General features: G+C 70.8%; 16 protein-coding genes. 9 read left to right on the top strand and 7 right to left on the bottom strand.

Going from position 1 to position 16,129, the window contains the following annotated elements; translation table 11 throughout:
• Nucleotides 1-594 precede the first annotated feature (594 nt).
• The gene (dnaA, locus tag BMY61_RS07440; protein WP_075003797.1) at nucleotides 595-2,370 is read right to left on the bottom strand and encodes a chromosomal replication initiator protein DnaA; all 1,776 of its coding nucleotides are present in this window, start codon (nucleotides 2,368-2,370) and stop codon (nucleotides 595-597) included.
• A 372-nt stretch (nucleotides 2,371-2,742) separates the two neighbouring features.
• Here dnaA and rpmH point away from each other — a divergent pair, with 372 nt between their 5' ends.
• The 9 genes from rpmH to BMY61_RS07395 all read left to right on the top strand — a co-directional run bounded on the left by rpmH (nucleotide 2,743) and on the right by BMY61_RS07395 (nucleotide 9,323).
• A complete protein-coding gene (gene rpmH / locus BMY61_RS07435) occupies nucleotides 2,743-2,880 on the top strand; it encodes a 50S ribosomal protein L34 (RefSeq protein WP_030305394.1) in 138 nt (45 codons plus the stop codon).
• A gap of 29 nt (nucleotides 2,881-2,909) precedes the next feature.
• Nucleotides 2,910-3,308 (top strand): ribonuclease P protein component, encoded by a 399-nt coding sequence (gene rnpA, locus BMY61_RS07430; RefSeq protein WP_075003796.1) that lies wholly within the window; start codon nucleotides 2,910-2,912, stop codon nucleotides 3,306-3,308.
• A gap of 26 nt (nucleotides 3,309-3,334) precedes the next feature.
• Nucleotides 3,335-3,631, top strand: a complete 297-nt coding sequence (gene yidD / locus BMY61_RS07425) for a membrane protein insertion efficiency factor YidD (protein ID WP_075003816.1) — start codon at nucleotides 3,335-3,337, stop codon at nucleotides 3,629-3,631.
• A 3-nt stretch (nucleotides 3,632-3,634) separates the two neighbouring features.
• On the top strand, nucleotides 3,635-4,699 hold the full coding sequence (gene yidC / locus BMY61_RS07420; RefSeq protein ID WP_052439440.1) for a membrane protein insertase YidC: 1,065 nt from the start codon (nucleotides 3,635-3,637) through the stop codon (nucleotides 4,697-4,699).
• A 49-nt stretch (nucleotides 4,700-4,748) separates the two neighbouring features.
• Nucleotides 4,749-5,270, top strand: a complete 522-nt coding sequence (locus BMY61_RS07415; RefSeq protein WP_042458428.1) for a Jag family protein — start codon at nucleotides 4,749-4,751, stop codon at nucleotides 5,268-5,270.
• A gap of 142 nt (nucleotides 5,271-5,412) precedes the next feature.
• Nucleotides 5,413-6,153: a 16S rRNA (guanine(527)-N(7))-methyltransferase RsmG gene (gene rsmG, locus BMY61_RS07410; protein WP_042458425.1), complete on the top strand. Its 741-nt coding sequence runs from the start codon at nucleotides 5,413-5,415 to the stop codon at nucleotides 6,151-6,153.
• 310 nt (nucleotides 6,154-6,463) lie between these two features.
• A complete protein-coding gene (locus BMY61_RS07405; RefSeq protein WP_082015591.1) occupies nucleotides 6,464-7,552 on the top strand; it encodes a ParA family protein in 1,089 nt (362 codons plus the stop codon).
• Entirely contained in the window at nucleotides 7,549-8,640 is a 1,092-nt protein-coding gene (locus BMY61_RS07400) for a ParB/RepB/Spo0J family partition protein (protein WP_042458416.1), read from the top strand. The genes BMY61_RS07405 and BMY61_RS07400 overlap by 4 nt, the downstream gene beginning before the upstream one ends.
• Nucleotides 8,641-8,705: 65 nt before the next feature.
• Nucleotides 8,706-9,323, top strand: coding sequence for a GNAT family N-acetyltransferase (locus BMY61_RS07395; RefSeq protein WP_042458413.1), 618 nt, complete (start codon nucleotides 8,706-8,708; stop codon nucleotides 9,321-9,323).
• 81 nt (nucleotides 9,324-9,404) lie between these two features.
• On the opposite strand, the gene BMY61_RS07390 is transcribed toward BMY61_RS07395, so the two are convergent.
• The 6 genes from BMY61_RS07390 to BMY61_RS07365 form a co-directional block, all read right to left on the bottom strand.
• A complete protein-coding gene (locus BMY61_RS07390) occupies nucleotides 9,405-10,577 on the bottom strand; it encodes an N-acetylmuramoyl-L-alanine amidase (protein ID WP_042458410.1) in 1,173 nt (390 codons plus the stop codon).
• Between the two features lie 93 nt (nucleotides 10,578-10,670).
• Nucleotides 10,671-11,000: a thioredoxin gene (gene trxA, locus BMY61_RS07385; protein WP_042458407.1), complete on the bottom strand. Its 330-nt coding sequence runs from the start codon at nucleotides 10,998-11,000 to the stop codon at nucleotides 10,671-10,673.
• Between the two features lie 53 nt (nucleotides 11,001-11,053).
• A complete protein-coding gene (trxB, locus tag BMY61_RS07380) occupies nucleotides 11,054-12,025 on the bottom strand; it encodes a thioredoxin-disulfide reductase (RefSeq protein ID WP_042458404.1) in 972 nt (323 codons plus the stop codon).
• Nucleotides 12,026-12,130: 105 nt separating this feature from the next.
• The gene (locus BMY61_RS07375; protein WP_042458394.1) at nucleotides 12,131-13,099 is read right to left on the bottom strand and encodes a cupin domain-containing protein; all 969 of its coding nucleotides are present in this window, start codon (nucleotides 13,097-13,099) and stop codon (nucleotides 12,131-12,133) included.
• Nucleotides 13,096-13,833, bottom strand: coding sequence for an RNA polymerase sigma factor SigM (gene sigM / locus BMY61_RS07370; protein WP_042458391.1), 738 nt, complete (start codon nucleotides 13,831-13,833; stop codon nucleotides 13,096-13,098). Before sigM ends, BMY61_RS07375 begins: the two co-directional genes overlap by 4 nt.
• A 69-nt stretch (nucleotides 13,834-13,902) precedes the next feature.
• The gene (locus tag BMY61_RS07365; RefSeq protein ID WP_052439439.1) at nucleotides 13,903-16,050 is read right to left on the bottom strand and encodes a protein kinase family protein; all 2,148 of its coding nucleotides are present in this window, start codon (nucleotides 16,048-16,050) and stop codon (nucleotides 13,903-13,905) included.
• Nucleotides 16,051-16,129: the final 79 nt, after the last annotated feature.

The following is a 16,129-nucleotide window of genomic DNA, read 5'->3' as shown; positions in this document are numbered from 1 at the left end:
CTATATCTAGTGGGTAGTAGTAGTAGGCCTTGTGGAAACCGTGGATAACCCCCTTTTTCGCTGGTCGGGGCCCATTTTTTATCCACACGGCCTGGGGACGGCGGCTGTGGGAAAACTACACGCCCTGTGGACGCAGCACCCCTTGTGCACAGGCCCCTTGGGTTGTCCCCAGGTTGTCCACCACTCTGTCCCCAGGTTTTCCCCCGGTTTCCCACAGCCCCTGTGGCAACATCACGTGACCCAATTCGCTCGGGGCGGTGAATAGGCCTTCCGTGTTGCCGTTCTGTGGACATTCTTGTGGAGAAACGGCCTCGGTCTGGGGATAACCGGCCCTTCCCTGGGGACAGCGCGTGGATAACTCTGGCGGCCGGTTGACGGCCCCCAAGTTGTCCACAGGTTGTGGAGAGTCGCTTCCCACAGTTCCACAGGGGGCTGAGCTGGGACGATCCTTCCAGACCGGGCGGCCCTGTGGACGGGTTCTGGATAACTCGGTTCTCCCCAGCATGTGGACAGCCGCTCCGCCCACATCTGTGGGCAAACGCCGGAGGGGCGCCCCATCGGGGCGCCCCTCCGCACACACGACCGAGGTCGGTGTCAGCTCTTGATGCGGTTGGTCAGCTCGGTCACCTGGTTGTAGATGGCCCGGCGCTCCGCCATCATCGTGCGGATCTTGCGGTCCGCGTGCATGACGGTGGTGTGGTCGCGGCCGCCGAACGCGGCACCGATCTTCGGCAGCGACAGGTCCGTCAGCTCCCGGCACAGGTACATGGCGATCTGGCGCGCCGTCACCAGGACCCGGCTGCGCGAGGAGCCGCACAGGTCGTCCACGCTGAGGCCGAAGTAGGCGGCGGTCTGCTGCATGATGACGCCGACGGTGATCTCCGGCCCGTCCTCCTCGCCACCCGGGACCAGGTCCTTGAGGACGATCTCGGCCAGCTGCAGGTCCACCGGTGCCCGATTGAGGCTGGCGAAGGCGGTGACGCGGATCAGCGCGCCCTCCAGCTCGCGGATGTTGCGCGAGATCTTGGAGGCGATGAACTCCAGCACCTCGGCCGGCGCGTTCAGCTGCTCCTGGATGGCCTTCTTGCGCAGGATCGCGATGCGGGTCTCCAGCTCGGGCGGCTGGACGTCGGTGGTCAGGCCCCACTCGAACCGGTTGCGCAGCCGGTCCTCCAGCGTGACCAGCTGCTTGGGCGGCCGGTCGGAGGAGATCACGATCTGCTTGTTGGCGTTGTGCAGCGTGTTGAAGGTGTGGAAGAACTCCTCCTGCGTCGACTCCTTGTTCTGCAGGAACTGGATGTCGTCGACCAGCAGGATGTCCATGTCCCGGTAGCGCTGCCGGAAGCCGTCGCCCTTGTCGTCGCGGATCGAGTTGATGAACTCGTTGGTGAACTCCTCGGAGCTCACGTACCGCACCCGGGTGCCCGGGTAGAGGCTGCGGGCGTAGTGGCCGATGGCGTGCAGCAGGTGCGTCTTGCCGAGGCCGGACTCGCCGTAGATGAAGAGCGGGTTGTAGGCCTTGGCCGGGCTCTCGGCCACGGCGACCGCGGCCGCGTGGGCGAAGCGGTTGCTGGAGCCGATGACGAAGGTGTCGAAGAGGTACTTGGGGTTCAGCCGTGCGGCCGGTTCGTCCTTGCCGCCGCCGACGGGCAGCGGGCTGCTGCCGCTGGACCCGGTACCGGGGCGCGGCAGCGGGGGCGTGCCGGGGACGGCGGGCAGCTGGGTCGAGGTCTCGGTGGGGTGCTCGGGCCGCGGGGCGATCTCGGAGCCGGGGGCGTCGGGCAGGGCCGGCAGCGGGCCGTGCGGCCCCTGGGGCGGCTGGTGCTGCAGATGCGACTGGTGCTGCTGGGGGCCGTTCTCCGGCTGCGCCGGCGGCGGCAGTTGCACGGGGAGCTGTGGCACGGCCCACTCGTCGCGGTAGGCGGGCTGCTCGGCCGGGTAGCCGGGCTGGCCGCCGGGGGCGCCGGGGTAGGGCTCAGCGAAGGGCTGGGCGTAGCCGTAGCCGTGCTGGGCCGGTGCCTGCGGGGGCTGCGGTGCCTGCGGCTGGTAGCTCTGCGGTTGCGGCGCCGGTGCGGGCTGGGGGGCCGGCGGGGCGAGGGTCCCGGCGCTGGCGTCGACGACGACGGCGATCAGGACCTGGCGCTGGAACTCCTGGCCGAGCATCTCGGTGATCTGCTGCACGAGCCGGCCCTCGAGGACGCCCTTGGCGTACTCGTTGGGGGCGGCGAGCAGGGCGGTGTGGGCCATCATGCCCATGGGGTGGGTGCGCTGCACCCACTTCTTGTCCATGGACTCGACCGCCGGGTCGTTCGCCAGTCGCTCGACGACTCGCGCCCATGCGGCGGCGAGATCGTTTGTTGGGTCAGCCACTGGTGCACGCCTTCACTGGGGGCAGGAGTTCCATGGAAAAGTCTGTCAACGGTAGGCGGGGGACGCACCCTCGTTCAAGTTGTTGTCCACAGGGTGTGGGAAACGTGTCACGGGGCCGTCCTGGCGGGCCCGGGCGCAGACCCGATCGGCGCCGCTCCGGGTCTGGTTTGACCCGTCGGTGCCGTTCCGCGTACCGTAACGAGGTCGAGTTGTCGATGGCCGCTGCCGCATGCCCGCGGAGTCTCCGCAAATGAGGCGCGCAGCTCTGGGCGTCGTGGATCACCGTATCGAACGGGTTATGGGGATCGCGCGGACGCACGGTGACGGCCAAGGACGGGTCGGCGACCCCTTCGATTGACCTGGAGTTTTCCCGTGAGCAAGCGCACCTTCCAGCCGAACAACCGCCGTCGCGCGAAGACGCACGGCTTCCGCCTGCGCATGCGTACGCGTGCCGGCCGTGCGATCCTCGCCGCCCGTCGCGGCAAGGGCCGCTCGAGCCTGTCCGCCTGACCTACCGCCTGAAGTAGAGGTTGTAGGTCGTGCTGCCCTCCGAATCTCGGCTGAGGCGGCGCGAGGACTTCGCGACCGCGGTGCGGCGGGGCCGGAGAGTCGGCCGTCCGCTGCTGGTCGTGCACCTGTACACGGGTGGCACGACCGCGGAGCCTGCAAACCCGCATGGCGCCGGGGGGAACTTTCTCCCGGCGCGTGCGGGTTTTGTTGTCAGTAAGGCCGTCGGTGTGGCGGTGGTCCGTAACCGCGTCAAGCGGCGGCTCCGCCATCTGGTGGCCGAGCGGATCGGCAGCCTGCCCGCAGGTAGCCTGATAGTGGTACGTGCGCTGCCCTCGGCCGCCGAGGCGCAGTACACGGACCTGGCACGCGATCTGGACTCCGCGCTGCGCAAACTGAGCGCCTCATCGCCGACGGGAGCAGGGCAGTGACGTACCTGCTGTGGGTGGTGGTCGGCTTGGTCGGCCTCTTCGCCGGCAAGTACCTGCTGCTGGGGCTGATCAAGCTCTACCAGTGGACCATCAGCCCCATGCTGGGACCGGTGTGTCGCTACCACCCGTCCTGCTCGCGCTACGGCTTCGAGGCCATCAAGGTCCACGGTGCGATCAAGGGCACCGTCCTCACCGCCTGGCGGATTCTGCGGTGCAACCCGTGGAGCCCCGGCGGCTTCGACTACGTCCCGGAACGAAAGCACCCGGTCTGGTACCGGCGGTTTCGCAAGCCGGCCCCCCCGACCACTGCCCAAGGAGTCTGACCGGTGCAGTTCTACGACACGATCCTGAGTCCGCTGTATTACGTGGTCTCAGCGGTCCTCGTCTGCTTCCACGGCATGTTCAGCAAGGTGTTCAACCCGGACAGCGGCTGGGCGTGGGGGCTTTCCATCGTCCTGCTGGTGCTCGTCGTCCGTGCGGCGATGATCCCGATCTTCACCAAGCAGATCAAGTCCATGCGGACGATGCAGGCGCTTCAGCCGAAGATGAAGGTCATCCAGGAGAAGCACAAGAACGACCGGCAGCGCCAGTCCGAAGAGATGATGAAGCTCTATCGGGAGGCCGGCACCAACCCTGCCGCGAGCTGCCTGCCGATGCTCATCCAGATCCCGATCGGTGGCGCCCTCTACGGTGTGCTCCGGCTGATCTCCGAGGGCCACAAGGTCGGCATCTTCACCCAGGCGCAGGTCAACAGCGCCAAGAACGCCCACATCTTCGGGGCGCCGATCTCGGGCACGTTCTACTCGACGGACATCACGAGCGTCCGGATCGTCGCCGCCATCTTCATCGCGCTGATGTGTGTCACGCAGTTCATGACCACGCGGCAGATCATGACGAAGAACGTCGACCTCACGGTCAAGACGCCGTACATGCAGCAGCAGCGCATGATGATGTACTTCCTGCCGCTGATCTACGTCTTCACCGGCCCGGCCATGCCGATCGGTGTCCTGATCTACATGTTCACCACGAACATCTGGACCCTCGGTCAGCAGCTGGTGATCATCCGGAACAACCCGACCCCGGGCTCCATCGCCTGGAAGGAGCGCCAGGCGCGCCTGAAGGCGGCCGGCAAGCTCAACGCCGACGGCACCGAGATCAAGGGCCTGGCCTCGCTGGTCAAGAGCTCGGACAAGCCGGTCGAGGACGCGGTGCCGGAGCCGGCGCCGGTGCGCCAGCAGCCGAAGCGCCAGACCAAGTCGCAGCGCACCTCGGGTGGCGGCGGCCAGCAGGGCGGCGGTACGAAGACCGCTCCGTCGCGCGGCCGGGCCACGACCGGTGGCGGTGGCAACCGCAACCAGGGCGGCGGTCAGTCGCCGAAGAAGAAGTCCTGAGTCTCTCCCTTCCCTCTCCTCCATCTGATTCACCGAAGGAGTCGATCCTGTGACGGACGGCACCGTGGCCCCCGAGGGCACGTCCAAGAGCGAGCTGCTGGCCAACCTGGAGCAGGAGGGCGAGATCGCGGCGGACTACCTGGAGGCGCTGCTCGACATCGCCGACCTGGACGGCGACATCGACATGGACGTCGAGGGCGACCGCGCCTCGGTGTCGATCGTCGGTGAGGCTCCGGGTGCGACGCGTACGCTGCAGCGCCTGGTGGGCCAGGACGGCGAGGTGCTGGAGGCCCTGCAGGAGCTGACCCGTCTGGCGGTGCACCGGGAGACCGGGGAGCGCAGCCGGTTGATGCTGGACATTGCCGGCTTCCGTGCCGGCAAGCGGGCGGAGCTGGCGGAGCTGGGCGCGCAGGCGGCGAAGGACGTGAAGGAGTCCGGCGAGCCGGTGCGGCTGCGGGCGATGACGCCGTTCGAGCGCAAGGTGGTCCACGACGCCGTGGCGGCGGCGGGGCTGCGCAGCGAGTCGGAGGGCGAGGAGCCCCAGCGTCGGGTGGTCGTCCTGCCCGCCTGAGCGGGTTCGGATTCGAGGTTCGTCCGGCCCCGTCCGCGGAGCGCGTCGTCGCGTGCCGTGGGCGGGGCCGTTGCCGGTTTTTGAGAGCCAACAGTTCAACAGCAACAGCAACAGCAGCTGCGAGCAGAGGGAGTGGTGCGGCGTGGTCGAGGACCAGCCGGAGGAGTTTTCGACGGAGCTCGGGGAGACCCCGGCTGTCGCCGCTGATCTCTTCGGTGACCGGCTGCCGCTGGCCGTGCGCTACGCGGAGATGCTCGCGGACGCCGGTGTGAAGCGCGGCCTGATCGGTCCGCGCGAGGTGCCGCGGCTGTGGGAGCGGCACATCCTCAACTGCGCGGTGCTGGGTGAGGCGCTGCCGGAGAGGCCGTCTCCGCTGTCGCTGTGCGACGTGGGTTCGGGTGCGGGGCTGCCGGGCATCCCGGTGGCGCTGGCCCGTCCCGACGTGCAGATCACGCTGCTGGAGCCGTTGCTGCGACGGACGAACTTCCTGGAGGAGGTCGTGCGGGAGCTGCGCCTGGAGAACGTGACGGTGATCCGCGGCCGGGCGGAGGAGATGGTCGGCAAGGTGCAGGTCGACGTGGTGACGGCGCGGGCGGTGGCGCCGCTGGACCGGCTGGCCGGCTGGGGCCTGCCGCTGCTGCGCCCGTACGGGCAGATGCTGGCCCTGAAGGGCGACTCGGCGGAGCAGGAGGTGGCCGAGCACCGGGCCGCGCTGCAGAAGCTGGGCGCGGAGGCGTGGTCGGTGGAGGTGGTCGGGGCTGAGGTCGTCTCGACGCCGACGCATGTGGTGCGGGTGAAGGCGGGCGAGAGCCCGGGCGGGGTGAAGGCGGCGGCGCGTCGCGCCAAGGCGGTCCGTGCGTCGCGGAACCGCCGCAACCGGTAAGGGTCGACCCTCACGCTTTCAAGATCACTAACTGCTTCACGTGGAGCAGTTAGTGATCTTGTTTTATGTGCCGGAGTGTCGAACCGTCAGATAAGGCACAAAAACGGGCATCGTGGTGCTCGTGAAACGTCGCTCCTTGCTCTCCGGCATCCTCAGCCGTAGCCGTGAGGCCGCCCAGCGCACTCGTCCCGCCCGTCATCCGAGTGAAGATGGGGCGCCCAGGGGTCTCGATCGTCCCCAACTTCCCCCCGTCTCCCGTGAGCTGCGCGAAAATGCTGGCGACAGCCCGGAGACCCAGGGGGGCGCACGCATGTCTTTCGACCATCCCGTCGTCGTAGAGCCGCTGCCCGGGCCCCGGCTGCCCGCGCCCGTTGTCCAACCCACCGGGGTGCATGAAACACTGGCGGACATGCAGGACTCCGACACCCCGCCGCTCGCCGACGACACTCCGATCGCGCGCGCCGCGCAGGCCGCCGTCACCGCGATGGCGCGCGTCGGAGATCCTCTGCCGCGCCCCGCGCAGACCCGGGTCATGGTCGTCGCCAACCAGAAGGGCGGCGTCGGCAAGACCACCACAACGGTCAACCTGGCCGCCTCGCTCGCGCTGCACGGCGCCCGCGTGCTGGTGATCGACCTCGACCCGCAGGGCAACGCCTCCACCGCCCTCGGCATCGACCACCACGCCGAGGTGCCCTCCATCTACGACGTCCTCGTCGAGGGCAAGCCGCTGGCCGACGTCGTGCAGCCGGTGATCGACGTGGAGGGCCTGTTCTGCTGCCCCGCCACTATCGACCTGGCCGGTGCCGAGATCGAGCTCGTCTCGCTCGTCGCCCGCGAGAGCCGGCTGCAGCGCGCCATCGCCGCGTACGAGCAGCCACTCGACTACATTCTGATCGACTGCCCGCCCTCGCTCGGCCTGCTGACGGTCAACGCGATGGTCGCCGGGCGCGAGGTGCTGATCCCGATCCAGTGCGAGTACTACGCGCTGGAGGGCCTTGGGCAGCTGCTGCGCAACGTGGACCTCGTCCGCGCGCACCTCAACCCGGATCTGCACGTCTCCACGATCCTGCTCACGATGTACGATGCGCGCACCCGGCTGGCCTCCCAGGTCGCCGAGGAGGTGCGGAACCACTTCACCTCGGAGGTGCTGCGCACCAGCATCCCGCGGTCGGTCCGGGTCTCCGAGGCGCCCAGCTACGGGCAGACGGTGCTCACCTACGACCCGGGTTCCAGCGGTGCGCTCTCCTACCTGGAGGCTGCCCGGGAGATCGCCCTGCGCAACGCGGAGGCGGAGGCCGTGGCCGCCGAGGCCGGCTATGCCACCGGTGCCGCGACGGGCGTCTATGCTCAGCAGCCGCGCATGATCGACCAGCACAGCACGATGGAGGGGAACCGGTGAGCGAGCGTCGTAGAGGTCTTGGTCGTGGTCTCGGAGCACTGATCCCGGCCGCTGCCTCACCGGTCGGTTCCCCCGGCCCCGCCGCGCCCACGGTCGTCAACCCCGAGCGCGGCATCGCGGCCGTCAAGGTGGCCGGGCTGAGCGGCGTCGGCGGCGCCGCGTCCATCCCGGTGCGTACGGTGGAGACCGAGCCGGCGGCCGGTCTGGACCTCAAGCCGGTGGAGGGCGCGTACTTCGCCGAGCTGCCGGTCCACACGATCACGCCGAACCCCAACCAGCCGCGCAAGGTCTTCGACGACGAAGCGCTCGCCGAACTGGTCACCTCCATCAAGGAGGTCGGCCTGCTCCAGCCGATCGTGGTCCGCCAGCTCGGTCCGGAGCGCTACGAGCTCATCATGGGCGAGCGGCGACTGCGGGCGAGCAAGGAGGCGGGGCTCGACGCCATCCCGGCGATCGTCCGCGCCACCGACGACGACAAGATGCTGCTCGACGCGCTGCTGGAGAACCTGCACCGCGCCCAGCTGAACCCGCTCGAAGAGGCGGCCGCGTACGAGCAGCTGATGTACGACTTCTCCTGCTCCCAGGGTGAGCTGGCGGACCGGATCGGCCGCTCGCGCGCCCACGTGAGCAACACGGTGCGGCTGCTCAAGCTCTCCCCGTTCATGCAGCGGCGCCTGGCGGCCGGAGAGTTCTCCGCGGGCCACGCCCGGGTCCTGCTCGCCGTGGACGACGACGAGCAGCGCGAGGCGCTGGCGGCCCGGATCTCCCCGGAGGGTCTCTCGGTCCGCAATCTGGAGGAGATCGCCACTCTGCTCGCCAAGGAGAACGGGAAGCCCCGCAAGGCACCGGCTCCGCGTGCGGGTCGTCGGGTCTCCCCGGCGTTCGCGAGTCTGGCCAACCGGCTCTCGGACCGGTTCGACACCCGGGTCAAGGTCGAGATGGGGAAGGACCGCGGCAAGATCGTCGTGGAGTTCGCCTCCGTCGACGACCTCGACCGCATTCTCGGTTCGTTCGCGCCGGGCGAGGGTGAGCGGTTGCGTCAGGGGATTCTCGGTGAGGACGTCGAGTCCGAGCCGATCGAGGAGTAGGCCCCGCACCGGCCACACGTCGAAGCCCCCGCGTTCGCGAACGCGGGGGCTTTATCGTTGGAAGCATGGGACGCAGGTTGGTACCGCTGACGCTGGACTCGCTCGCGGATCTTCCGCTGCCGTGCCGGGCCTGCGTCTTCTGGGAGCTGGACCCGGTCAGCGGGGAGGCCGCCATCAAGGAGGGGCGGCCGGAGCTGGAGAAGGAGTCCTGGATCTCCGCCGTGCTCCTGGAGTGGGGCTCCTGCGGGCGTATCGCCTATGTCGACGACGTCCCGGTGGGGTTCGTGCTGTACGCGCCGCCCGCCTACGTGCCGCGCGCGCTGGCGTTCCCGACGAGCCCGATCTCCTCGGACGCGGTGCAGTTGATGACCTCTCGGGTGCTGCCGGGTTATCAGGGGCAGGGGATCGGTCGGACCTTGGTCCAGGCGGTGGCGAAGGATCTGGTGCGGCGGGGCTTCAAGGCGATCGAGGCGTTCGGCGACGCGAAGGCCGAGGACGCGCACTGCGTGCTGCCGGCCGACCATCTGCTCTCGGTCGGTTTCAAGACCGTCCGACCGCACCACCGCTATCCGCGGCTGCGGCTGGAGGTGCGCTCGGCGCTGTCGTGGAAGGGCGAGATGGAGGTCGCCCTCGAACGGCTGCTGGGCGCCGTGCAGAAGGAGCCCTCGCTGCGGCCGCTGTGAGGCCCACCCCGTTGCGAGACCCTTCCATGATCATTAACTGCTTCACGTGGAACAGTTAATGATCATGGAATCCCGGTGTCCCTACGCGTGCGTCAGTGGCAGGTGCAGCACGCCCGTCGGGGCGTCGTCCTCCGGGGGGAGGTAGACCCGTTGGACGGCCACCGCGATCGCCTCGACCATCTGGGCGCGCACCTCCGCGGAGCGGAGCCGGGCCGTGTCCCCGGCGTGGGTGAGGTAGCCGAGTTCGAGGCGCACGCAGGGCATCGTCGTGCCGCGCAGCATCGTCCAGGTGCGGGCGTGGCTGCGCAGGTCCCCGAGTCCGCAGCGGGCGACGAGCTCGCGCTGGGCCAGGCCCGCGAACTGCTTGCCGGTGTGGGACCAGCGGCCGCGGCTGTCGTCGCCGTAGTAGTAGCTCGCGACGCCGCCGACGGAGGGGTTGCTGTGGCCCTCCAGGTGGAGCGAGATCATCAGGTCCGCGCCGGTCCGGTTGGCGAAGCGGATGCGCTCGGCCTCCTCGGGGGCGGTGTCGGCGGTGCGCGTCAGGTAGGTGCGCACGCCGAGGGCGGTGAGCCGGCCCTCGAGGCGGCCGGTGACGTCCCAGACGATCTCCGCCTCGGTGACGCCCGGTCCGCGCAGCCCCGGATCCGCGCCGCCGTGGCCCGGGTCGATCACGACCACCTTGCCCGACAGGGCGGGGCCGGAGTGGCGCAGCATCTCCGTCTCGCGCATCACGTGCGGGGCGCCGCCGACGACCGTGCGGGAGAGACGCTCCAGCACCACGTAGGTGGTGGGGCCGAGCGTGCAGTCGGGGTAGAGGCCCATGTTGCGCTGGAACTCGCCGACGGCCTGGGCGGTGGCGGGGCCGTAGATGCCGTCCACGCGGCCGGGTGTGAACCCCATGTCGAGCAGCCGCTGCTGGAGCTGGGCGACGTCGTCGCCGACCGTCATGCTGCTGGGGACGAAGGCGAGCACCCGGTCCCCGAGCCGCCAGCGGGCCTCGTTGAGATGCCGGTAGGTCTCCGGGCCGACGATGCCGTCGGCGGTCAGTCCGCGCTGCTGCTGGAAGTGGCGGACCGCCGCGTCCACGGCCGGGTCGAAGAGGGACTCCGCGGAGGGCAGGTGTCGGCCCGGCCGCAGGGCGGGGGGCTCGGGCAGGAGCCCGAGCAGGGTGAGTTTGAAGCGGATCTCGGCGACGGCGGGACCGGTGTCCCCGAGCTTCCAGGAGTACGCGTGGGACAGGCGCTGCTGGGACATAGGCAAGATCGTACGCCGCGGGCCCCCGGTTTCCGTGGAAACCAGGGGCCCGGAGCGGGCATGCCGCGGTGCTGTGACCCGATCAGCCGATCATCAGCCGATGAAGGCGGCCAGGTCGCGCAGCAGGGCGCTCTTCGGCTTGGCGCCGACGATGGTCTTCACGACCTCGCCGTTCTGGTAGACGTTCATCGTCGGGATCGAGAGCACGCCGTACTTGGCCGGGGTGTCCGGGTTGGCGTCGATGTCGATCTTGGCGATGGTGAGCTTGTCGCCGTACTCGGTGGCGAGCTCCTCCAGGATCGGGGCGACCTGGCGGCACGGGCCGCACCAGGTGGCCCAGAAGTCCACCAGGACGGGCTTGTCGCTCTTCAGGACCTCGGCCTCGAAGGTGGCGTCGGTGACGGTGATGGTGGCGCCGGCCACGGGGATCTCCTCGGGTTGGTGGTGCGGGTTCGGATTGGCGTGTGTCGGCCCGGTCAGACTGCGGCGGTCTGCTCGACCTCGGCCTGGGCGTGCGCCTGGGCGGCCAGGAAGCGCTCGGCGTCCAGGGCGGCGGAGCAGCCGGTGCCGGCGGCGGTGATGGCCTGGCGGTAGGTGTGGTCGACGACGTCGCCCGCGCCGAAGACGCCGGACACGTTGGTGCGGGTGGACGGGGCGTCCACGCGCAGGTAGCCCTCGTCGTCGAGCTCGAGCTGGCCCTTGAAGAGCTCCGTGCGCGGGTCGTGGCCGACCGCGATGAACAGGCCGGTGACGGGCAGCGCACGGGCCTCGCCGGTGCGGGTGTCCTTCAGGGTGACCGAGCTCAGCTTGCCGCCCTCGCTGTGCAGCTCGGCGACCTCGCTGTTCCAGGCGAAGGTGATCTTCGGGTCGTTGAAGGCGCGCTCCTGCATGGTCTTGCTGGCGCGCAGCTCCTCACGGCGGTGGATCACGGTGACGGACTTGGCGAAGCGGGAGAGGAAGGTCGCCTCCTCCATCGCGGTGTCGCCGCCGCCGACGACGGCGATGTCCTGGTCGCGGAAGAAGAACCCGTCACAGGTCGCGCACCAGGAGACGCCGCGGCCGGAGAGCTCGTCCTCGTGCTCCAGGCCCAGCTTGCGGTGCTGCGAGCCGGTGGCCACGATGACGGCCTTGGCCTTGTGGACGGTGCCCTCGGAGTCGGTGACGAGCTTGATGTCGCCGCTCAGGTCCACGGCGACGATGTCGTCCGGGATCAGCTCGGCGCCGAAGCGCTCGGCCTGGCTGCGCATGTTGTCCATGAGCTCCGGGCCCATGATGCCGTCACGGAAGCCGGGGAAGTTCTCGACCTCGGTCGTGTTCATCAGCGCGCCGCCGGAGGAGACGGAACCCTCGAAGACCAGGGGGTTCAACGAGGCACGCGCGGTGTACAGGGCGGCCGTGTACCCGGCCGGGCCCGAGCCGATGATGATCACGTTGCGGACGTCGCTCACTGGGTCTCCTGAATGCTTCACACCTGGGTGCCGTCTTGTCGGCCGTTGTCGGCCGTGGTGTCCACCCCGGTCAACGGTTCCCTAGTGTCTCGCATTCCCGGCGTCTCAGGCGCGCGGCACCGACTGGTGGAGCATGACGAGCGGGGCCGAGCAGGAATCCTGGACGAGGTAGACGTCCCAGCGGTGCTCCGGGTCCGTGGCGTCCGGGTAGAGCAGGGCGAAGACCTCGACGCCCAGGTAGCGGCCGATGCCCTGCACGGCGGGCTGGTCGGTGCGCTTGGTGGCCGCCAGCACGCAGCTGGGCGCGGTGGGCTGGACCGGGCCGGAGGGGCTCGCGGAGGCCTCGCCGGTGACGGTCTGGGCGCCGGTGTTCGGCGCGGCGTGCTCGCCCGGGCCCGACGGCGATCCGGAGGGCGTGGCGGCGCCCTGTGCGGTCGCGCTCTTGAACCGCGCGTCGTCGCGTGCGAGGCGCTGGATCTCGCTGCTCAGGTTGGCCTGGGTGAAGTCGTAGGCGGACGCCGAGGCGGCGTTCGGGGAGACGAGAGGAACGGAGGCGCCGCCGATGGCGGAACTGTTGCTGGCTCCGCTGTCGAGGTCGCCACCGCGGGAGACGGCGATCCCTATGCCGCCGACGGCCGCGAAGAGCGCCAGGGTGACCAGCACCCGGCGGACGCGTGCCGAGCGGCGCGAGCGGGTCCGGGGCCGGTTGTCGGCCGGCCGGTCCCCGGCGGGGCGCCGGGACGCCGGCGGTCGGTCGGCGTCTCCCTGCCCGCCCCCGGCGGGCTCCTCGGCCTCCGCGTCCCCCCCGGCGTCCGAGCCGGTCGGGTTCTCCCGCTCGGCCGCGAGGGCGGCGTCGATGCGGGCGGCGACGTCGTCGGGCATGGGGCCCGGCGTGGGCTCGTCGCCCAGCAGCGAGGTCAGCTCGGCGAGCGCGGCGTAGGTCTCGGCGCACTCCGGGCAGGAGTCCAGGTGCGCGGCGAGCTCGGCGCTCTGCTCAGGGGGGAGCAGCTCCTCGGCGTGCTCGGCGAGGAGTTCGATCTCGGGGTGAGCCGGGTGCAGTGTGGAGTCGCTCATGCCTTCAGCTCACCTCCTGCGGCTGGCGCGGTCTCGGTTCGGTCCGGCGATGGGACGCGTGGCGCGGGCGCCTGGTTCCCGGGGGTCGATCGGCCAAGATCACCAACTGTTTCACGTGTGACAGTCGACGATCTTGGTCGGTTCGGGCTCGGCGCGGTCGCGCGCAGATGGCTCACATGGGGCAGCAGCTTGGCCCGGGCGCGGGCACAGCGGCTCTTGACCGTTCCGGTGGGGACGCCCAGGACCGCCGCGGCCTCGGCCACGGAGTAGCCCTCCATGTCCACCAGGACCAGTGCCGCCCGCTGGTCCGCGGGCAGGGTCGACAGCGCGGCCGCCAGTTCGCGGCGCAGCTCGCCGCGCTCGGCGGCGGCGGAGACGTCCGCGCCCTCGTCGTGCCCCGCGGCGCTCTCCAGGACCGTCTCGTCCTCGACGAGCCGGGTGCGGCGGGTGGCGCTGCGCCGGGCGCGGTCCAGGCAGGCGTTGACGACGATCCGGTGCAGCCAGGTGGTGACCGCGGAGCGGCCCTGGAAGGTGTGCGCGGAGCGGAAGGCGGAGACCATCGCGTCCTGGACCGCGTCGGCGGCCTCCTCACGGTCGCCGAGCGTGCGCAGCGCGATCGCCCACAGGCGGTCCCGGTGGCGGCGCACCAGCTCGCCGAAGGCGTCGGGATCGCCCTCCAGATGGCGACGCAGCAGCTCTGCGTCCTCGACCGGATCGGTCACCTGGCCCTCCACCCCCCTTGATGTGTCACGGCTGGCCACGCGGAAGTCGGGGTCCAGCCTGCCATCCCGGAGGTGTTCGCGTCAGCCCAGGACCTGGATCTCGGAAATACCGCCCCGGTAGTGGTCGGGACTGGTGGAGTCCGCGGGCAGCGAGGTGACGTGGATCAGCACGTAGCGGGTGCGCACCGGCTTGGCCAACACGCCGCTGTCCAGGGCGGTGCCCGCGAGCAGCTGGTCGTTGCTGATCCGCTGGGTGAAGGCGCTCAGGTCCAGTGGGACGGAGCCGGCGTCGGCCGGGGCGGCGAGGATCTCCTGGGTCTGCCCGCCGAACGGCAGGAGCACCTTGACCTCGGAGACGCTCTGCACGCTGCCGAGGTCGACCACGATGCCGCTGCCGTCCTTGCGGGTGGGGTAGTTCCCGAAGTTCGGATAGCCGATGTAGCTGGAGGTGATCCAGGCGGTCTTGGGGTTGTTGTCGATGGCCAGGGGCGCCTGGTCGCCCTTTATCGTCGTCGGGTCCAGCGGCGAGAACTCCGTGGCGGAGGAGAGCGGCAGCGTCTTCAGGGTGCGCGTGCCGGTGCCCGGGGCAGGGGAGCCACTGGTGCCCTGACTCTGCTGGGGGGTGTCGCCGTTCCCGGGCTTGGCCATCAGTGCCTCGGCGGTGCCCCAGCTGCCTAGCGCGATGGCGCCGAGCACGACCAGGGAGACCGCCCACTTCAGCGCCCGCCCGGAACGGCCCGGCAGAGCCGGCTGGGGCGCCATCGGCGGTCGCTGCGGCGTGCGCGGTGGCACGGTCGGGGTCGCCGATGGCGCGGCCGTGGCGGGGCCGCGACGGTCCGCGGTGCGGTGGTCCGGGTAGCTGGGCAGCACCAGCGGCTCGGGCTCGGGCTGGCGCACCTTGGGCAGCTCGGCGATGGCCTTGGCCAGGTCGGCGGGCGTGGTGATCGGCGTCAGCCTGCCGCCGGGCGGCGTGCACAGCGTGCGGGCGGTGAGGTCCGACAGGCCCCGGTGCACGCCGGCACGGATCTGCTCGGCCGGGACCACGCCGAGGTCGCGCGGGAGCCGCTGCAGGCCGTTGCCGCCCTCCGCGAAGGGCCAACGGTGGGTCAGCCCGGCGAAGAGCAGCGCGCCGATCGCCCGGGTGTCCTGCTGGGCGGCGTCCGCCGTGTCGTCGGCCGTGACGCCGCGCAGCGCGGCGTTCACGGCGATGCCGTCGATGCGGTACTGCCCGCTGTCGGTGCGCAGCACCGAGGCGGGTGTGAGCCGCAGGTGCGCGAGGCCGCGCCGGTGTGCGGCCGTGAGCGCCTCGGCGAGCTGACGCACCAGCTGGTAGGCCTCGTAGGCCTCCAGCGGTTCGGTCAGCAGCAGGGTGTCCAGCCCGGTGGCGTCCGGCAGCCACTCGCGCACGACGTAGACGACGTCGCCGTCCTCGACGGCGTCCAGCACCTGCACGAAGCGCGGGTCGCCGAGCAGCGCGGCCTGCCGCGCGGCGGCCAGCACGCGCTTGGCGCGCGGGTGCGCGGCGGCCAGCAGGTGGATCCCGACGGCGCGACGCAGCTTCTCGTCGACGGCGCGCCAGGAGCTGAAGACCTCGGTGCTGGTGGTGCACTCCTCCAGCCGGTACCGCCGCGCGATCCGGTCCCCGCTGTGCCGCACCGGCGCCTCGACGGACGCCGCCTCGACGGCGGGCTCGGCGTCGGCGTCGGCGTCGGAGTCGGCGTCGTCGGCAGCGGCAGGGGCAGCGGCCTTGGCGACGGTGAGCTTGACGGTGGCGGTGGTGGCGGCGGGCTTCTCGGACGCGGCGGTGGCCGCCTCGCCCTTCGCCGCGCGCGTCGCGACGTCCCCTGCGGACGCCCCGTCGCCGGCGGAGCCGGCGGCGACGGATGCTTCGGCGACGGATGCTTCGTCAGCAGTGGTCGCGGCAGCAGCAGGCGCCTCGTCGGCCGGGGCGTCGTCGCTCTCGTTCCCGGCGTCCGCGGTGGGCTGCACCACGCCCGCGTCCGCTTCGTCCTTGCCGACCGCATCCGCGTCAGCGTCCGCGTCAGTCTCGTCCGCGTCCGACGTCGCCGCGATCGACTCCGCGACCGCCCTCGCCGCGGCCGCGGCGGCCTGCTCCGCGTCCGCGTCGGGTGCGGCGTCAGCCGGGGCCGGGGCCGAAGCAGTTGCGGGCGGGGTGGCCGGGGCTTCCGGCTCCGCGTCCAGCTCCGTGGCGAGGGCTTCGACGGACATCTGGGCGGTCGCCTCCGATGCTCGCTCCGACTGCCCTTCGCCCGCCCGAGGGCGGCCCGTGGTCGCTCCCACGGCCGTC

The organism is Streptacidiphilus jiangxiensis (assembly GCF_900109465.1).
Lineage (GTDB): Bacteria > Actinomycetota > Actinomycetes > Streptomycetales > Streptomycetaceae > Streptacidiphilus > Streptacidiphilus jiangxiensis.
This window is presented reverse-complemented; position numbering and strand designations above follow the sequence as displayed.